The 17,901-nt window shown below is 60.9% G+C and carries 14 protein-coding genes and 1 pseudogene; 6 read left to right on the top strand and 9 right to left on the bottom strand.

Annotated elements, in window-relative coordinates:
* The 6 genes and pseudogenes from PMI35_RS21785 to PMI35_RS21810 form a co-directional block, all read left to right on the top strand.
* Positions 1-937, top strand: a 937-nt coding sequence (locus PMI35_RS21785) for an amidase (RefSeq protein WP_008057517.1), incomplete at its 5' end; no start/stop codon positions are given.
* 146 nt (positions 938-1,083) lie between these two features.
* Positions 1,084-2,532, top strand: a pseudogene (gene gatB, locus PMI35_RS21790) (Asp-tRNA(Asn)/Glu-tRNA(Gln) amidotransferase subunit GatB); the annotation flags it as partial.
* Between the two features lie 149 nt (positions 2,533-2,681).
* Positions 2,682-3,053, top strand: a complete 372-nt coding sequence (locus PMI35_RS21795; RefSeq protein WP_008057515.1) for a septal ring lytic transglycosylase RlpA family protein — start codon at positions 2,682-2,684, stop codon at positions 3,051-3,053.
* Positions 3,054-3,103: 50 nt separating this feature from the next.
* On the top strand, positions 3,104-4,165 hold the full coding sequence (locus tag PMI35_RS21800) for a calcium/sodium antiporter (protein ID WP_008057509.1): 1,062 nt from the start codon (positions 3,104-3,106) through the stop codon (positions 4,163-4,165).
* Entirely contained in the window at positions 4,162-4,542 is a 381-nt protein-coding gene (locus PMI35_RS21805; protein ID WP_008057507.1) for a carboxymuconolactone decarboxylase family protein, read from the top strand. Before PMI35_RS21800 ends, PMI35_RS21805 begins: the two co-directional genes overlap by 4 nt.
* A 190-nt stretch (positions 4,543-4,732) precedes the next feature.
* Positions 4,733-6,199 (top strand): PhoPQ-activated pathogenicity-related family protein, encoded by a 1,467-nt coding sequence (locus PMI35_RS21810; RefSeq protein WP_008057506.1) that lies wholly within the window; start codon positions 4,733-4,735, stop codon positions 6,197-6,199.
* A gap of 5 nt (positions 6,200-6,204) precedes the next feature.
* Here the strand turns inward: PMI35_RS21810 and PMI35_RS21815 are convergent, their stop codons facing one another.
* From PMI35_RS21815 to PMI35_RS21855, 9 genes are all read right to left on the bottom strand, one after another.
* Positions 6,205-7,146 (bottom strand): AEC family transporter, encoded by a 942-nt coding sequence (locus PMI35_RS21815; RefSeq protein ID WP_008057505.1) that lies wholly within the window; start codon positions 7,144-7,146, stop codon positions 6,205-6,207.
* A gap of 187 nt (positions 7,147-7,333) precedes the next feature.
* Positions 7,334-8,887, bottom strand: coding sequence for a galactarate dehydratase (gene garD, locus PMI35_RS21820; protein WP_008057504.1), 1,554 nt, complete (start codon positions 8,885-8,887; stop codon positions 7,334-7,336).
* A gap of 11 nt (positions 8,888-8,898) precedes the next feature.
* Entirely contained in the window at positions 8,899-10,269 is a 1,371-nt protein-coding gene (locus PMI35_RS21825) for an MFS transporter (protein ID WP_008057499.1), read from the bottom strand.
* Between the two features lie 155 nt (positions 10,270-10,424).
* Complete coding sequence (locus PMI35_RS21830) at positions 10,425-11,864, bottom strand: aldehyde dehydrogenase family protein (protein WP_008057496.1); 1,440 nt, start codon at positions 11,862-11,864, stop codon at positions 10,425-10,427.
* 59 nt (positions 11,865-11,923) lie between these two features.
* The gene (kdgD, locus tag PMI35_RS21835; protein WP_008057490.1) at positions 11,924-12,835 is read right to left on the bottom strand and encodes a 5-dehydro-4-deoxyglucarate dehydratase; all 912 of its coding nucleotides are present in this window, start codon (positions 12,833-12,835) and stop codon (positions 11,924-11,926) included.
* A 415-nt stretch (positions 12,836-13,250) separates the two neighbouring features.
* On the bottom strand, positions 13,251-14,000 hold the full coding sequence (locus PMI35_RS21840) for a FadR/GntR family transcriptional regulator (protein ID WP_175391458.1): 750 nt from the start codon (positions 13,998-14,000) through the stop codon (positions 13,251-13,253).
* 89 nt (positions 14,001-14,089) lie between these two features.
* On the bottom strand, positions 14,090-15,817 hold the full coding sequence (locus PMI35_RS21845) for an ABC transporter ATP-binding protein/permease (RefSeq protein WP_008057487.1): 1,728 nt from the start codon (positions 15,815-15,817) through the stop codon (positions 14,090-14,092).
* A gap of 97 nt (positions 15,818-15,914) precedes the next feature.
* On the bottom strand, positions 15,915-16,475 hold the full coding sequence (locus PMI35_RS21850; protein ID WP_008057484.1) for a response regulator transcription factor: 561 nt from the start codon (positions 16,473-16,475) through the stop codon (positions 15,915-15,917).
* A complete protein-coding gene (locus PMI35_RS21855; RefSeq protein WP_008057482.1) occupies positions 16,468-17,730 on the bottom strand; it encodes an ATP-binding protein in 1,263 nt (420 codons plus the stop codon). The genes PMI35_RS21850 and PMI35_RS21855 overlap by 8 nt, the downstream gene beginning before the upstream one ends.
* Positions 17,731-17,901: the final 171 nt, after the last annotated feature.

Below are 17,901 nucleotides of genomic sequence, written 5' to 3'. Positions count from 1 at the left end.
CGGCGGTTCGATCCCCCAGCCAGCGGCGCTGACCAACCTCACCGGCCTGAAACCGACGTACGGTCGCGTTTCGCGTTGGGGCATGATCGCCTACGCCTCCAGCCTCGATCAGGGCGGCCCGTTGGCGCGCACTGCCGAAGACTGCGCGATTTTGTTGCAAGGTATGGCTGGCTTCGATCCGAACGACTCCACCAGCATCGACGAACCCGTGCCTGACTACAGCGCCAGCCTCAACGGTTCGCTGCAGGGCCTGCGCATCGGCGTACCTAAAGAGTACTTCAGCGCCGGTCTCGACCCGCGCATCGCCGACCTGGTCATGGCCAGCGTCGAAGAGCTGAAAAAGCTCGGCGCCGTGATCAAGGAAATCAGCCTGCCGAACATGCAGCACGCGATTCCTGCGTACTACGTGATCGCCCCGGCAGAAGCATCTTCCAACCTGTCGCGTTTCGATGGCGTGCGTTTCGGCTATCGCTGCGAAGACCCGAAAAACCTCGAGGACCTGTACAAGCGCTCCCGTGGCGAAGGTTTCGGGACGGAAGTGCAGCGCCGGATCATGGTCGGCGCCTACGCGCTGTCCGCCGGTTACTACGACGCCTACTACCTGAAGGCGCAGAAGATTCGTCGCTTGATCAAGAACGACTTCATGGCGGCCTTCAATGAGGTCGACATCATCCTCGGCCCAACCACGCCAAACCCGGCCTGGAAGCTCGGCGCCAAGAACAGCGACCCGGTCGCCGCCTACCTGGAAGACGTATACACCATCACCGCCAACCTCGCCGGCCTGCCAGGCCTGTCGATGCCGGCCGGTTTTGTCGACGGCCTGCCGGTTGGCGTGCAACTGCTCGCTCCGTATTTCCAGGAAGGTCGCCTGTTGAACGTTGCCCACCAGTATCAGTTAAACACTGACTGGCACACCCGCACCCCGCAGGGGTTTTGAAACTGCTGCGCTCGGTAATGCTGCGTTGAAAACTGGCTCGTAATGCTCATTGACTAAAGTCAACTCCGCTTACTCGCCAGTTTTCGCCTTGCCTTACCTTCGCTCGCGACGTTTCAAAATCCCCAGCAAAGGCTTCTGAGGAGACACACATGCAATGGGAAGTCGTGATCGGGCTGGAGATTCACACCCAGCTCACCACCCGGTCGAAAATCTTTTCCGGTAGTTCCACCACGTTCGGTTCCGAACCGAACACCCAGGCCAGCCTCGTAGACCTGGGCATGCCCGGCGTACTGCCAGTGCTGAACCAGGAAGCGGTGCGCATGGCAGTTATGTTCGGCCTGGCGATTGATGCCGAGATCGGCCAGCACAACGTGTTCGCCCGTAAAAACTACTTCTACCCGGATCTGCCCAAGGGCTACCAGATCAGCCAGATGGAATTGCCGATCGTCGGCAAGGGCCACCTGGACATCGCCCTCGAAGACGGCACGGTCAAACGCGTCGGCATCACCCGCGCGCACCTGGAAGAGGACGCCGGCAAGAGCCTGCACGAAGAATTCAGCGGCGCCAGCGGCATCGACCTGAACCGTGCCGGTACGCCGTTGCTGGAAATCGTTTCCGAGCCGGACATGCGCAGCGCCAAGGAAGCCGTGGCCTATGTCAAGGCGATCCACGCCCTGGTGCGTTACCTGGGCATCTGCGACGGCAACATGGCCGAAGGTTCGCTGCGTTGCGACTGCAACGTTTCGATCCGTCCAAAGGGCCAGGTCGAGTTCGGCACCCGCTGCGAGATCAAGAACGTCAACTCGTTCCGCTTCATCGAGAAGGCGATCAACAGCGAAATCCAGCGTCAGATCGAGCTGATCGAAGACGGCGGCAAGGTGATCCAGCAAACCCGCCTGTACGATCCGAACAAGGACGAAACCCGTCCGATGCGCAGCAAGGAGGAAGCCAACGACTACCGTTACTTCCCCGATCCGGACCTGCTGCCTGTCGTGATCGAAAACTCGTTCCTCGACGACGTGCGCGCCACCCTGCCGGAATTGCCACCGCAGAAACGCGAGCGCTTCCAGGAGCAGTTCGGTCTGTCGGTCTATGACGCCAGCGTGCTGGCCACCAGCCGCGAGCAAGCCGATTATTTCGAGAAGGTCGCAAGCATCGGCGGCGACGCCAAGCTGGCGGCGAACTGGGTGATGGTCGAGTTGGGCAGCCTGCTCAACAAGCAAGGCCTGGACATCGAGCAGTCGCCGGTTTCCGCAGAGCTTCTGGGCGGCATGCTGCTGCGCATCAAAGACAACACCATCTCCGGCAAGATCGCCAAGGTGGTGTTCGAAGCCATGGCCAACGGCGAAGGCAGCGCGGACGAGATCATCGACAAGCGCGGCCTCAAGCAAGTGACCGACACCGGCGCGATCTCGGCGGTGCTGGACGAAATGCTCGCGGCCAATGCCGAGCAGGTCGAGCAATACCGCGCGGCAGACGAAGCCAAGCGCGGCAAGATGTTCGGCTTCTTCGTCGGTCAGGCCATGAAAGCCTCCAAAGGCAAGGCCAACCCGCAACAGGTCAACGAACTGCTGAAAAGCAAGCTCGAAGGCTGATGAGAATAGAGCCAGCATTCAAAACTGGCTCCATTTACTGTGGGAGCGAGCCTGCTCGCGAATGGGGTTCGGCACTCAACACGAAGTTGACTGTCAGAATTGCATTCGCGAGCAGGCTCGCTCCCACATTTGTTTCGGGAAACCTTTCTATGAAGCGTCTACTTGGTGCGTGCGCCCTGCTCTCTCTACTTGCCGGCTGCGCCAGCACCGACACCGTCGACCCGCACGGCTACGACAAAACCGGCGTTGCCTCCTATTACGGCGCCAAACACCAAGGCAAACGCACCGCCAGTGGCGAGCGTTTCAACAAGAATTCCATGACCGCCGCCCATCGCCAGCTACCCTTCGGTACACGGGTGAAGGTCACCAACCTGAAAAACGACAGATCCTGCATAGTGCGCATCAATGACCGGGGCCCGCACACCCGTGGCCGCCTGATCGACCTGTCCCATGAAGCCGCCGAACGGCTGGGCATGCTCAAGAGCGGCACCGCGCGGGTTCGCGTGCAAGCCCTCGACTGACCGACGGAGCCCCGACCATTTTCGGACTAGCCGATTTACCCCTGATCAGCGTGATCGAATTGCTCAGCGGGCTGGTGCTGCTGATTGCCGGCGCCGAACTGATGGTGCGTGCTGCCGTGCGCCTGGCAGCCCGCCTGCATGTACGCCCGCTGATCATCGGCCTGACCATCGTCGCCCTCGGCAGCAGCGCACCGCAAATGGCGGTCAGCCTGCAAGCCACCCTGGCGCACAACGCCGACATCGCCGTGGGCAGCGTGATCGGCAGCAGCATTTTCAACATCCTCGTCACGCTCGGATTGTCGGCGCTGATCATCCCGTTGCGGGTGTCACGGCAACTGGTGCGCCTGGATATTCCGCTGATGATCGGCGCCAGCCTGCTGGTCTTCATTCTGGCCTGGAACGAGGATCTGACCCGTGTCGACGGCGTGATTTTGCTGACGGCGCTCCTGCTGTACCTGGCTTTGCTGTTACGCCAATCGCGGCATTCGGTGCGCCCGGTATCGAGCCATGATCACACAGGGCAGGCACCGTGGATCAGCAGCCTGCTGATGATCGTCACCGGCCTGGCGATGCTGGTGTATGCCGGACATCTGCTGCTGGGCGCAGCGGTATCGGTCGCCACAGACCTCGGGCTGTCAGAACGCATCATCGGCCTGACCATCGTTGCCGTCAGCACGTCCCTGCCGGAGCTCGCCACCTCGCTGATCGCGGCGCTGCGCGGTGAACGCGAGATCGCCGTGGGCAACGTGATCGGCAGCAACCTGTTCAACCTCCTGGGTGTGCTGGGCTTGACCGCACTGCTCGCGCCAGCGCCGCTGTCGGTGTCGCCCAACGCGCTGGATTTCGACCTGCCTGTGATGCTCGGTGTCGCCGTGCTATGCCTGCCGATGTTCTATTCCGGCTACCGAGTGACCCGCGTCGAAGGCCTGCTGTTTCTGGGCCTGTACCTGGCCTACGGCCTGCACGTGGTGTCGTTCACCACCGGCATGCCGCTGGCGGGCAAGCTTGAACACCTGATGCTGTTTTTCGTCCTGCCAGCGCTAATGGCGTTCCTGCTGTTCACGTCATTGCGCGCCTGGCGTCGCCAACACCACAAGAGGGAATCGCCATGACCGAGAACAAGAAAACCGGCGTTGAAGTACGTCGCCAAGTGATGGGCGACACCTTCGTCGACCGCGCACTGGGCAACGCTACCGAATTCACCCAGCCGCTGCAGGATTTCGTCAACGAACACGCCTGGGGCGGGGTCTGGAATCGCGAAGGCCTGCCGCTGAAAACCCGCAGCCTGATCACGCTCGCAGCGCTGACGGCGCTCAAATGCCCGCAGGAATTGAAAGGCCACGTGCGCGGTGCGCTGAACAACGGCTGTACCGTGGAAGAGATCCGCGAAGCGCTGCTACATTGCGCGGTGTATGCCGGGGTGCCGGCGGCGATCGATGCGTTTCGCGCGGCGCAGGAAGTGATCGACAGCTATCAGAAGCCGGTGTGAACACTTCTCTTGGTTACCCTCGGGGCTAATCAGTTCACCCACATATTTCGACAATAAAAGGCGCCCTGCCAAACCTGTTCCCGCAAACCTCTTTTCGACACACTGCGCCGACCAAAAACCCGGGGAATGGTCGGCGCAGCTTGCTGCGCCGAGGATTCGAGCCTTTCCCTGCATCACAAGGAAGGCTCCCATGGGAATGAACACCAGGTTCGTATTGTCGAAATTGATGTTGTCCAGCCTGCTCGTCAGCAGCTCGATTCATGCCTCTGCCCAAGCGTGTTTCGAAGCCAGCGGTCAAGACTTCAGCGAAGTGCTCGCTTGTTACAAGAAAGCCGAAGATGCCAACCCACTGCTTTACGCCGCCAAGGCGAGTACGATATTTCCCGGCGTGGAAAAGCGCAGTTTCGAATTGTCTTCCCAGCAATGGTCGCCACAGGGTTTGGTCAGCCCGGCACAGTGGAAACACACGGTTGACATCTACATTCCGGACAACGCCCTGCACAGCCAAGCCCTGCTGGTGGCCAACAACGGAACCGCCAACGCCGGGCCAACCAATGCCAACGAACCCACTGACTTCACCGAAGCCATGGCGCTTGAAGTAGCGGGTAAGACACGCACGATTGTCATTTCAGTCAGCAACGTTCCGAACCAGTACCTGACCTATGCCGATGACGGCATTGCGCGCACTGAAGACGCCAGCGTCGCCCACAGCTGGAAACTCTTCCTCGATGCCCCTTACCAGCGCCCGTTCATGTCGGTGCGCCTGCCCATGGTGGTGTCGATGGTCAAGGCCATGGACCTCGCGCAAAAGGAACTGCAACCCTGGGGAATAGACCATTTCATTGCCAGCGGCGCATCGAAACGTGGCTGGGCCGTTTGGCTGACAGCCATTGCCGACGAGAGGGTCAAGGCCATCGTGCCATTTGTCATCGACGTGCTGGGCACGGATAACGTCCTTGAACATACCTATCAAAGCTACGGCAAGCACTGGCCACTGGCTTTTTTTGACTATCATCACGAAGGCATCACCCAACGGATAAAGACTGAAAACTTCGCCCGCCTGATGCAAATCGAAGACCCGCTGAACTACCTGCAGACTCGCTATGCCGAGCGCCTGGCGATCTCGAAATACATCGTCAACGCCAGCAGCGACGATTTCTTCCTGCCAGACAATGCGCGATTTTTCTTCGACCGGCTTCCAGGTCCGAAAGCTTTGCGAGTCGCGCCCAATGCCAGTCACTACGGCATCAAACGGTTCATCGAGAACTCGCTGATACCTGTCATCAATCGCTGGCAACAGGATAAGCCCTTGCCGGTCATTTCATTGCGCCCGGATCAGCAACCACAAAAGATTGGACTGCAGTTTTCCGAAGCACCGGTACGGGTGATCCAGTGGACGGCGGCCAATCCGCACGCCCGGGACTTTCGTCAGCCCTGTGGCATCCAGTACGAACCGCAAGAGCTGAGCCTCACCGACCCGCTCGACGGTGGCATGCAGATCGACACTCCAGAAAATGGCTGGAAAGCGACCTTTGTCGAAGCGATCTTTGCCGATGGCTTCGCCGTGACGACCCCGGTGCAGGTCATGCCCATGCGCTATCCGAGCCAGGCACCTCCGGTAATCGAGCCGGCGTGCAAAACCCTGGCTGACGATTAGCGGCGCTAGATCCACCCACCCCACTGCAACAAAAAGATCCCGATGTTGGTGGTGACCGCAGCCATCAGCGTGGTGATCACGATAATCGCCGCTGCCAACTCGTGATTGCCATCCGCCGCCCGGGCCATGACGAAACTGGCGGCGGCGGTCGGGCTGCCGAAGTACAGGAACAGAATCCCCAGCTCCGCACCGCGAAAGCCCCAAAGCCAGGCACCCAGGGTCGCCAGAATGGGCAGGCCGAGCATTTTCACCAGGCTTGAACTGAGCGCCATCGAGCCACTCTTTCGCATCGCCGCCAGCGACAGCGTGCCGCCTATGCAGATCAACGCCAACGGCAAGGTGGTTTGCGCCAGATACTGGCCGGACGTCTCCAGCCAGCCGGGCAAGCCGATGTTGAAATAAGCAAAGGGCGCCGCCGCGATTACGCTGATGATCAGCGGGTTGCTGAACACGCTTTTGCAAATGCTCCACGGGTCGGACTTGATCACCGGGCTGTACACCGCCAGCACAATGGTCGAGAGCGTGTTGTAGAACAGAATCACCAGCGCCGCCAGAATCGCCCCGAGGGAGATCCCGTAGTCGCCGTACATGCTCGCGGCCAGCGCCAGGCCGATCACGCCGTTGTTACCGCGAAACGCACCCTGGGTGTAGATCCCCCGGTCTTCGCGCGGGCACCGAAAGATCGCCCAGCCCCAGGCGATGGCAAAGCACACCAGGGTCGCGAGGGAGAAGTAGATCAGCAGGGCCGGTTGCAACGCGGCGTGCAAGTCGGCATGCAGGATGCCCAGAAACAGCAGCGCCGGCATGGTGACGTTGAACACCAGGGACGAGGCGGTGTGGATGAAGTTGTCGTTGATCCAGTCGATGCGCTTGAGCAACACCCCCAGAAACAGCATGGCGAACACCGGGGCGGTGATGTTCAGGGTTTCGAGGAAAATTGCCAGCATGCCGGGGAGGACCTTGAGGTGGGCGTCGTTAGGGGGCTAATGATAAGCCACCTGCGACGTCGGCGTCTGGGAGTTCGCCATCGCTGGCAAGCCAGCTCCCACAGTGATCTTCATTGTTCACACAATTTGCGCAACAAAGAAGCACCCTGTGGGAGCTGGCTTGCCAGCGAAGAACGATAACGCGGTCTCAGGTAATCGGCGCCGGGTTGAACAGGGTGATGTCGTTGTGCAGCTTGTGCTTTTCAGCCCAAGTCTGCTGCTTGCCACTGGCCACATCCAGGTAGTAGTGGAACAACTCCCAGCCCAGCTCCTCGATGGACGCCCGCCCGGTAGCGATGCGCCCGGCGTCGATGTCGATCAGGTCCGGCCAGCGCTGCGCCAACTCGGTCCGGGTCGATACCTTCACCACCGGTGCCATGGCCAGCCCGTAAGGCGTGCCGCGGCCGGTAGTGAACACATGCAGGTTCATCCCCGCCGCCAATTGCAACGTCCCGCAGACAAAGTCACTGGCCGGGGTGGCGCAGAAGATCAGGCCTTTTTCCTTGAACCGCTCGCCAGGGCCGAGCACGCCGGTGATGGCGCTGCTACCGGACTTGACGATCGAACCCAGGGACTTCTCGACGATGTTCGACAAACCGCCCTTCTTGTTGCCCGGTGTGGTGTTGGCGCTGCGATCCGCCTCGCCCTTGGCCAGGTAACGGTCGTACCAGTCCATTTCCCGTACCAATTCCTGGGCAACCTCTTTGGTTTGCGCGCGGGAGGTCAGCAGGTAGATCGCATCACGCACTTCGGTGACTTCGGAGAACATCACCGTCGCACCCGCACGCAGCAACAGGTCCGAGGCATAGCCCAGGGCCGGGTTGGCGGTGATCCCGGAAAACGCATCGCTGCCGCCACACTGCATGCCCAGGATCAGCTCGGACGCCGGTACGGTTTCCCGACGGCGTTGATCGAGCTTCTTCAAACGGGTTTCAGCCAGTTCCATGATCTGCTCGATCATCTCGGTAAAACCGTGGCTGGAATCCTGCAGGCGATACAGCCACGGCTCGCTCAGATCCACCGACGCATCGCCCTCGTGCATCACCTGCCCGGCCTGCAACTTCTCGCAGCCCAGGCTGATCACCAGTGCCTCGCCGCCCAGGTTCGGGTTGCGTGCCAGGTTGCGCACGGTGCGGATCGGGATGTAGGCGTCGGTGGCGGTGATCGCCACGCCACAGCCATAGCTGTGGGTCAGTGCCACCACGTCATCGACGTGCGGGTACTTGGGCAGCAGCTCGTCCTTGATGCGCCTGACCGCATGATCCAGCACACCGGTCACGCATTGCACCGTGGTGGTGATCCCGAGAATGTTGCGCGTGCCCACCGTACCATCGGCGTTGCGATAACCCTCGAAGGTATAGCCTTGCAGCGGTGCCTGCGCGGCCGGCACGTCGGTGGACAGCGGCAAGCTGTCCAGCGGTGGCGCGGTCGGCATGCGCAGTTGATCTTCCTTGACCCAACTGCCACGGGGGATCGGCTGCAGGGCGTAGCCGATGACCTGCCCGTAACGAATCACCTGGCCACCTTCGGGAATGTCTTCCAAAGTGACCTTGTGGCTCTGTGGCACGAAGTCGACGGTGACCAGGCCATCGGAAAACTCGGTGCCGGCCGGCACCCCCTGGTCATTGACCACGATCACCACGTTGTCCCGCTCGTGCAGGCGGATGTAGCGCGGCGAATCAGAATGTTCAATCAACTGCATGACGCCGCTCCTCAGGAATGCGCTTGAGACAATTTACCGGATGCTTCAGGACCGTTGACCGGCGGCTCCTTGAGCACCACACGCTTGATCGGACCGACGATCACCAGATAGCTGAACACCGCGACCAGTGCGTTGCAACCGACAAACACCAGCGCCCATTTGAACGAACCGGTGGAACTGATGATGTAGCCGATGACGATCGGCGTGGTGATCGACGCCAGGTTGCCGAAGGTATTGAACAAGCCACCGCTGAGACCGGCGATCTGTTTTGGCGAGGTATCGGACACCACCGCCCAACCCAAGGCACCCACGCCTTTGCCGAAGAACGCCAGGGCCATGAAGCCCACGACCATCCATTCAACATCCACGTAGTTGCAGGCCACGATGCTGCTGGACACCAGCAGGCCAGCGATGATCGGCGCCTTGCGGGCGAAGGTCAGGGAATGGCCCTTGCGCAGCAGGTAATCGGAAATCACCCCGCCAAGCACGCCACCGATGAAGCCGCAGATCGCCGGCAACGAGGCGATGAAACCGGCCTTGAGGATGGTCATGCCGCGCTCTTGAACCAGGTACACCGGGAACCAGGTCAGGAAGAAATAAGTGATGCCGTTGATGCAGTACTGGCCCAGGTACACACCCAGCATCATGCGGTTGGTCAGCAGTTGGCGGATGTAGTCCCACTTCGGACCGTCGCCTTTTGCACCTTTGCCCTTGGTCTGATCCATGTCGACCATGCCACCGTTATCGGCGATGTGCTTGAACTCGGCGTCGTTGATCATCGGATGTTCGCGCGGGCTGTAGATCACTTTCAGCCAGATGCCGGAGAAGATGATGCCGATCACGCCCATGACGATGAACACGTGCTGCCAGCCGAAGCTATAGACGATCCAGCCCATCAGCGGCGCGAACAACACGGTGGCAAAGTATTGCGCCGAGTTGAAGATCGCCGAAGCGGTGCCACGTTCAGCGGTCGGGAACCAGGCCGCGACGATGCGCGCGTTGCCGGGGAAGGACGGCGCTTCGGCCAGACCGACCAAAAAGCGCAGCATGAACAGCGCAACCACCGCCGTGGACATGCCGAACTCGCCGACATAACCCTGCAGCACGGTGAACAGCGACCAGGTGAAGATGCTCAGCGCATAGATTTTTTTCGAACCGAAACGGTCCAGCAGCCAGCCACCGGGAATTTGCCCCGCCACGTAGGCCCAACCGAATGCAGAGAAGATGTAGCCAAGGGTAACCGCGTCTATGCCGAGGTCTTTTTGCAGGCTGGAACCGGCGATGGCGATGGTAGCGCGGTCGGCGTAGTTGATCGTGGTCACCAGAAACAGCATGAGCAGGATCAAATAGCGGACGTGAGTCGGCTTCTTGGTCGATTGCATGTAGATGTACTCCCACAAATTATTTTTATGCGCGGGTGAATCTTCTTCGGACTTTTGTGGGAGCTGGCTTGCCAGCGATGCGGGCACCTCGGTCGTTCAGTCGCACCGCGGTGATGCCATCGCTGGCAAGCCAGCTCCCACAGGTATTGCGTGGATCAGGAGCCGATGTAGCTGGTCTTCACGACCGTGTAGAACTCTTGCGCATAGCGACCTTGCTCACGTGATCCATAGGATGAACCTTTACGCCCACCGAACGGAACGTGGTAATCCACACCGGCGGTCGGCAGGTTGACCATCACCATCCCGGCCTGGGAGTGGCGCTTGAAGTGGTTGGCGTACTTCAACGAAGTGGTGGCGATGCCCGCCGACAGACCGAATTCGGTGTCGTTGGCCATGGCCAGTGCAGCTTCGTAATCGGCCACGCGCACGATGTTGGCCACCGGGCCGAAGATCTCTTCGCGGCTGATGCGCATCGAGGCTTCGCTGTCGGCAAACAGGGTTGGCGCGAGGAAGTAACCCTCGGTGTCACAGGTCACCAGACCACCGCCGCTGACCAGGCGCGCACCTTCGGACTGGCCGATGTCGATGTACTTCATGTCCTGTTCAAGCTGAGCTTGCGAAACGACTGGACCAATGTCGGTGCCGGCTTTCAACGCGTGGCCGACCTTGATCGACTTCATACGTTCGGCCATGGCTTCGACGAACTTGTCGTGAATCCCGGCGGTGACGATGAAGCGGCTCGATGCCGTGCAACGTTGGCCGGTGGAGTAGAACGCGCTCTGTACCGACAGCTCGACCGCTTGCTTGAGATCGGCGTCGTCGAGAATGATCTGCGGGTTCTTGCCGCCCATTTCCAACTGCACCTTGGCCTGGCGCGACACGCAACTGACGGCGATCTGACGACCGACGCCCACGGAACCGGTGAAGCTGATGCCGTCGACTTTCGGGCTGTTGACCAGCGCATCGCCAACCACTCGACCACTGCCCATCACCAGGTTGAACACGCCGGCGGGGAAGCCTGCGCGGGAGATGATTTCCGCCAGTGCCCAGGCGCAGCCCGGTACCAGATCGGCTGGCTTGAGCACCACGCAGTTGCCGTAGGCCAGCGCCGGAGCGATTTTCCAGGCAGGGATCGCGATCGGGAAGTTCCACGGGGTAATCAGGCCGACCACACCCAGGGCTTCGCGGGTGACTTCAACATTGACGCCCGGACGCACCGACGGCAGGTAGTCGCCGGACAGGCGCAGGCATTCACCGGCGAAGAACTTGAAGATGTTGCCGGCGCGGGTCACTTCGCCGATGGCTTCGGGCAGGGTCTTGCCCTCTTCCCGGGCCAGCAGGGTGCCGAGTTCTTCGCGACGGGCGAGGATCTCGGTACCGACTTTATCCAGGGAATCGTGACGGGCCTGAATGCCCGAAACCGACCACGCCTGGAATGCGGCACGGGCGGCGTCGATGGCGGCATGGACCTGAGTCAGGTCAGCCTTGGCGTAGTCGCCAATGGCGTCGCTCAGTTCGGACGGGTTGATGTTGACCGAGTAATCGGCACCGGCGACCCATTCACCGTTGATGTAGTTGTCGTAGCGCTTTGTCACGAGTCGTTCTCCTCACGCAAAAAGCCGCTGATCGCTCAGCGGCTCCGGTTTGATCGTTGTTATTGCGCACCCTGCTTGTCGATCAGCGCGGCGAGCATTTCGTACTCTTCGCCAGTCAGATCGGTCAGCGGCGCACGCACAGGGCCCGCGTCATAACCGGCAATTTTTGCCCCGGCCTTGACGATGCTCACCGCGTAACCGGCTTTGCGGTTACGGATGTCCAGGTACGGCAGGAAGAAGTCGTCGATGATCTTGCCGACGGTGGCGTGATCTTCACGAGCGATGGCGTGGTAGAAATCCATTGCGGTTTTCGGGATGAAGTTGAACACCGCCGAGGAGTAGACCGGTACGCCCAGCGCCTTGTAGGCCGCAGCGTAGACTTCGGCGGTCGGCAGGCCACCCAGGTAAGTGAAGCGATCGCCGAGGCGGCGACGGATCGACACCATCAACTCGATATCACCCAGGCCATCCTTGTAGCCGATCAGGTTCGGGCAACGCTCGGCCAGACGCTCCAGCAGCGGCGCGTTCAGGCGGCAGACGTTACGGTTGTAGACCACCACGCCGATATTGACCGATTTGCACACGGCTTCAACGTGGGCGGCAACGCCGTCCTGGCTGGCTTCGGTCAGGTAGTGCGGCAGCAGCAACAGGCCTTTGGCGCCCAGACGCTCGGCTTCCTGTGCGTATTCGATGGCCTGACGGGTGGAACCACCGACACCGGCGAGAATGGGCACGCTGGTGGCGCAAGTGTCGACGGCAGTCTTGATGATTTCCGAATATTCGCTGGCCGCCAGAGAGAAGAACTCACCGGTGCCGCCTGCGGCGAACAAAGCCGAGGCGCCGTATGGGGCCAGCCATTCCAGACGCTTGATGTAGCCAGCGCGATTGAAATCGCCCTGGGCATTGAAATCGGTGACCGGGAAAGACAGCAGACCGGAAGAGAGGATGGACTTCAGTTCTTGTGGATTCATTATTCGAACACCCTGGATTGCGACGTATGTGAGTTGAGACCGTTCAGCCCGACGCTGAAGTTGTAGGTCATCGTACAACTTAAAATACAACCGTCAACTGCATTTCATCGTCAGGGGTGAAAATTGTTGGACAAGATAGGGTGATGCCCCGTGTTTGCAGGGCCTACATGATGGGAGGATGAGGCAAGATTACGCGATCAACGGCCTGATAGAGATACGTTGTCGGAGGATTCAATGACGATCGGCGGAGCGCCTGGAGGATGCGCGCAATGACTACAAGCCCCTTCGCGAGCAGGCTCGCTCCCACAATGGCTGATCTGCGGCCACACATATTGTGAGCTGCCACGATCAACTGTGGGAGCGAGCCTGCTCGCGAAGCCGGTCTGACAGGCAATGGATTACCTGACCCGGAATCTTACCCCCGCTGCGCCTCAGCCTCTTCATGGGCATGGCGCAACCGCTCGCGGCTGTTGGTCAGGTGCAATCGCATCGCCGCGCGGGCGGCGTCGGAGTCCTGGCGGGCGATGGCGTCGTAGATCTCTTCGTGCTCGCGGCTCAGGCGGTTCATGTAGTGCTGCTGATCGTCATGGGCCAGTCGCGCGGAGTTGAGGCGGGTGCGCGGGATGATGCTGGTGCCCAGGTGGGTCATGATGTCGGTGAAGTAGCGGTTGCCGGTCGCCAGGGCAATCTGCAGGTGGAACTGGAAGTCCGAGGCCACGGCATCGCTGGCGTGGGAAACGCTTTCATTGAGGGCATCCAGCGCCGCGCGCATCAGTGCCAACTGCTCGGGGCTGCGACGTTGCGCGGCGAGGCCGGCGGACTCAACTTCGAGGCTGATGCGCAGTTCCAGGATGGCCAGCACGTCACGCAAGGTGACCACGGTCGCCGGATCGATACGAAAACCACTCGGGCTCGGGGTATCGAGCACGAAGGTGCCGATGCCATGACGGGTTTCCACCTGCCCGGCCGCCTGCAAACGGGAGATCGCCTCGCGCACCACTGTGCGGCTGACGCCATGGGCATCCATGATCGCCGACTCGGTGGGCAACTTGTCGCCACGCTTGAGGTGACCGTCGCGGATCTGCTCGGACAGCACCGTCACCAGTTCCTGAGCGAGGCTGCGGCGCTTGCGAGGGAGGCGTGGTGCGTCGTTCGGGTTTTCCATGGTGAACATCTGTCTCGAAAAAATCGGCTGAAAGCGCATCATAGCTCAACGCGGTTGTACGATCACCCACAACCCCCGGGCGGTGGCGTTCAGGCGGTCACGGTCTGGTCCACCAAATGGCCATTCTCGATACGAACGTGCCGCGGATGGAAGCGTTTGAGGCTGCTGCGATGCCCGACGCTGACAATGCTCAGGCCCGGCAACTCATCGATCAGTGCCTGATACAGCGATGCCTCGTCTTCTTCATCCATCGCCGAAGTCGCTTCGTCCATGTACAGCCATTGCGGGGCATACAGCAGCGCACGGGCAAAGGCCAGGCGTTGCTGCTCACCCGGCGACAACATGCGCTGCCAGTGATTGGCTTCGTCGAGGCGCGCCACCAGGTGCGGCAAACGGCAGGTTTCCAGAACGTGCACATAACGCTCGTTCGGATAGGTATCGCCGGCCTGTGGATAACTCAACGCCTCACGCAGGGTACCAATCGGCAAGTACGGTTTTTGCGGCAGGAACAGATAACGCGCCGCCGGCAGGCGAATGCTGCCATGACCCATCGGCCACAAGTGTCCCATCGCCCGCAGCAGGGTCGACTTGCCGCTGCCGGAACGGCCGCTGAGCATGACGCGCTCGCCCTCTTGCACGGTCATGTCGCCACTGGTCAACAGGTGGCGACCATCAGCCAGGTCGAGGCCAAGGTTGTGCACCTTCAAGGCTGAGCCCGAGTTCTGCACGTCGATCGCCGGTGCGCGTTGCTCGTTGTCAGTCATGGCCTGACGGAAACTGAGCAGGCGATCGCAGGTGGCGCGCCATGAAGCGAGGCTCTGGTACGCGGTGATAAACCAGCTGAAGCTGTCCTGGACATTGCCGAACGCCGAGCTGATCTGCATCAGCTCGCCCAGTTCGATCTTGCCGGCCAGGTAACGCGGCGCGGCAACCATGAAGGGGAAGATGATGGCCGCCTGCTCGTAACCGGAGGTGAAAAAGGTCAGGCGTTTGGACACCTTCATGATGTCCCAGAAGTTGTGCCAGACCATCGAGAAACGATGGGTCAATCGGCGGTTCTCATTGGGCTCGCCGTTGTACAACGCAATGCTTTCGGCGTTCTCGCGAACCCGTACCATGGAGAAACGCAGGTCGGCTTCGAAGCGTTGTTGCCGATTGTTCAGGCCGATCAAGCGGCGACCGATCAAATGCGTCAGCCAGCTCCCCACCACCGCGTAGACCAGTACGCACCAGAACATGTAGCCGGGAATGGTCACACCGAACACCTCGATGCTCCCCGACACCCCCCAGAGGATGATGGAGAACGACACCAGGCTGACGATATTGCGCAGCAGGCCGACGCCCAGGCTCAAGGTGTCGGACGTGAAATTGTTGAGGTCTTCGGAAATGCGCTGGTCCGGGTTATCGGTGTAACCGCCCTGCTCCAGCTGGTAGTAATTCTTGTTGCCCAACCAACGGGCGAAATGCTTTTCGGTGAGCCACGCCCGCCAGCGGATCGTCAGCATCTGCGTCAGGTAGAGCCGGTACACCGCACCGACAATCGCCACTGCGGCAATCGCGCAGAAATACAGGATCAGCCGCCAGAAAGCCTCCTCATCCTTTTGCTGCAGGGCGTTGTAGAAATCCTTGTACCAGGTGTTGAACCACACCGAGATCCCCACGCTCATCAGCGACAGCGCAATCACGGCGATCAGCAATGTCCAGGCCTTGGCCTTTTCTTCGCTCTGCCAATAAGGCGTGACCATCGCCCAGACTTTTCGGAAAAACTGCCCGCGCACAGCATCATTGACCGCGGAATATTCAGCGTTCTGATTCATGGATAAGGCTCGATATAGAAAAGTACATGCACGAACCGATCATAGATGATCGGTTCGGTTTGTCGCGAGGAGCGGCCGGCATTCGTTCAGCGCAGGTTCAGCGACGAACGGGACGCTTCTGCAGTTTGCGCTGCAGCGTGCGGCGGTGCATGCCCAGGGCGCGGGCGGTGGCGGAGATGTTGCCTTCGTGCTCGGTCAACACGCGCTGGATGTGTTCCCACTGCAGGCGGTCCACGGACATCGGGTTTTCCGGTACCAGGCTGTCGAGGTCGGCGTGTTCGGACAGCAGCGCGGCCAGCACGTCGTCGGCGTCGGCCGGTTTGCACAGGTAGTTGCAGGCGCCGCGCTTGATCGCCTCCACGGCGGTGGCAATGCTCGAATAACCGGTGAGGATCACCACGCGCATTTCCGGATCCATTTCCAGCAACTTGGGCAGCAACACCAGGCCCGAATCGCCATCCATTTTCAGGTCCAGGGCGGCATAGTCCGGCAGATCGGCCTGGGCGATGGTCAGCCCCTCTTCGGCGGAACCGGCGGTGCTGACGCGAAAGCCGCGGCGGGCCATGGCGCGGGCCATCACCCGGGTAAAGGTCGCGTCATCGTCGACCAGCAGCAAATGCGGCAGTTCTTCGCCTTCGACTTGGATTTCGTCACTCATGTTGGTCTCCTCGGGCGCCGTGGGGCAGGCGCAGCTCAGTGAGCGTGCCGCCTTCCTCATGACTATAGAGTTTCACTGAGCCGCCGGCGCGTGTCACGCTGGCCTTGCTCAAAAACAGGCCCAGGCCGAAACCTTTGCCCTTGGTGGTAAAAAACGGCTTGCCGATCTGCTCGGCGATGGCCAGCGGCACACCGGCACCGTGGTCGCGGATGCTGATGGTCAAGTCCTCGGCATTCCAGTCCAAGGTGACTTGCAGCCCTTCAGGGCAGGCATCCGCTGCGTTGTTGAGCAAATTGAGCAGCGCCTGGGTCAGGTCCGGCGGCGGCGCCATGCGCGGTACCGTGCCCTGGCCCAGGCGCTGGAAGCGATAGCTGGCTTCCGGGCGCATCAGGTGCCAGCGATTGAGCGCTTCGTCGAGCCAGTCGGTGACGTCCTGCATCTGCACCGCCAGCCGGCGATTGGCCTCCGCCGCCCGAACCAACTGCTGCAAAGTCTCCTTGCACAGCTTGACCTGGTCCTGCAGCACCTTCAGGTCATCCTGCAGCATGGGGTCAGGATGATCCTGTTGCATCTCCTTGAGCAACACGCTCATGGTTGCCAGCGGCGTGCCCAACTCATGGGCGGCGCCCGCCGCCTGGGTGGCGACGGCCAACAGTTGCTGGTCGCGCAGGCCTTCTTCCCGGCGAATGGCCCGCAGCTCTTCCTGGCGGCGCAGCTCCTCGGCCATGCGCGCGGCGAAGAACGTGATCACCGCCGCCGCCAGGGCGAAGCTCAACCACATCCCGTACACCTGCAGGTTTTCCCGGGCGATCGGGAAGGTTTGCAGCGGGTAGAAGCGCGCCAGCAGCAAGGTATACATGGCCAGGGCGATGCCCGACAGAATCACCGAGTAACGCCATGGCAAGGTCACTGCCGCGATGGTCAGTGGCACCAGGTAATAAGAGACGAAGGGGTTGGTCGAGCCCCCCGAGAAATACAGTAACGCACTGTGAATAAACAGGTCGCAGGCCAGCTGCACCGCATATTCGAGCTCGGTGACCGGCCAGCTGGTGCGCAGCCGGATGGCCGTGAAGGCACACAGCAGCATCGAGCAGCCGAGGGTCGCGGCCAGCTGGAACCAGGGTAGCGGCAACAGTTCGAGCCAGTAGGCCAGGCCTACGGAACCGGCTTGGGCGGCCAGGACCAAAGTGCGGATGAACGTCAACCGCCAGAGATTCTGGCGCGTGGCGGAAGTGATTTGAACGGGGGCGAGCATGAGCTCTCCTGATGAGCGCTCCAGGCGGATCGACGGGAGTATAACCAAGCGCGGGGGCTGGCAGGCGAAAGTGCGGCAAACGGCCACACCGTATCTTTCTGTATAGAAGTTGTAACTGTGCGAACCGGATCATCAAAGCTAGAGTCTGATGGTTTCACGCAGGCCCGGACC

The organism is Pseudomonas sp. GM78, from assembly GCF_000282475.1.
Classification (GTDB): domain Bacteria; phylum Pseudomonadota; class Gammaproteobacteria; order Pseudomonadales; family Pseudomonadaceae; genus Aquipseudomonas.
Note: the sequence above shows the minus strand (reverse complement) of the source record. Positions and strands in the feature narration are given on the sequence as shown.

Bases quoted from the DNA above. Each gene is read 5' to 3' on its own strand.
- PMI35_RS21850 (WP_008057484.1), bottom strand. From the start codon at position 16,475: ATGAGTGACGAAATCCAAGTCGAAGGCGAAGAACTGCCGCATTTGCTG.
- PMI35_RS21840 (WP_175391458.1), bottom strand. From the start codon at position 14,000: ATGGAAAACCCGAACGACGCACCACGCCTCCCTCGCAAGCGCCGCAGC.
- PMI35_RS21855 (WP_008057482.1), bottom strand. From the start codon at position 17,730: ATGCTCGCCCCCGTTCAAATCACTTCCGCCACGCGCCAGAATCTCTGG.
- PMI35_RS21795 (WP_008057515.1), top strand. From the start codon at position 2,682: ATGAAGCGTCTACTTGGTGCGTGCGCCCTGCTCTCTCTACTTGCCGGC.
- PMI35_RS21845 (WP_008057487.1), bottom strand. From the start codon at position 15,817: ATGAATCAGAACGCTGAATATTCCGCGGTCAATGATGCTGTGCGCGGG.
- kdgD (WP_008057490.1), bottom strand. From the start codon at position 12,835: ATGAATCCACAAGAACTGAAGTCCATCCTCTCTTCCGGTCTGCTGTCT.
- PMI35_RS21815 (WP_008057505.1), bottom strand. From the start codon at position 7,146: ATGCTGGCAATTTTCCTCGAAACCCTGAACATCACCGCCCCGGTGTTC.
- PMI35_RS21805 (WP_008057507.1), top strand. From the start codon at position 4,162: ATGACCGAGAACAAGAAAACCGGCGTTGAAGTACGTCGCCAAGTGATG.
- PMI35_RS21810 (WP_008057506.1), top strand. From the start codon at position 4,733: ATGGGAATGAACACCAGGTTCGTATTGTCGAAATTGATGTTGTCCAGC.
- PMI35_RS21825 (WP_008057499.1), bottom strand. From the start codon at position 10,269: ATGCAATCGACCAAGAAGCCGACTCACGTCCGCTATTTGATCCTGCTC.
- garD (WP_008057504.1), bottom strand. From the start codon at position 8,887: ATGCAGTTGATTGAACATTCTGATTCGCCGCGCTACATCCGCCTGCAC.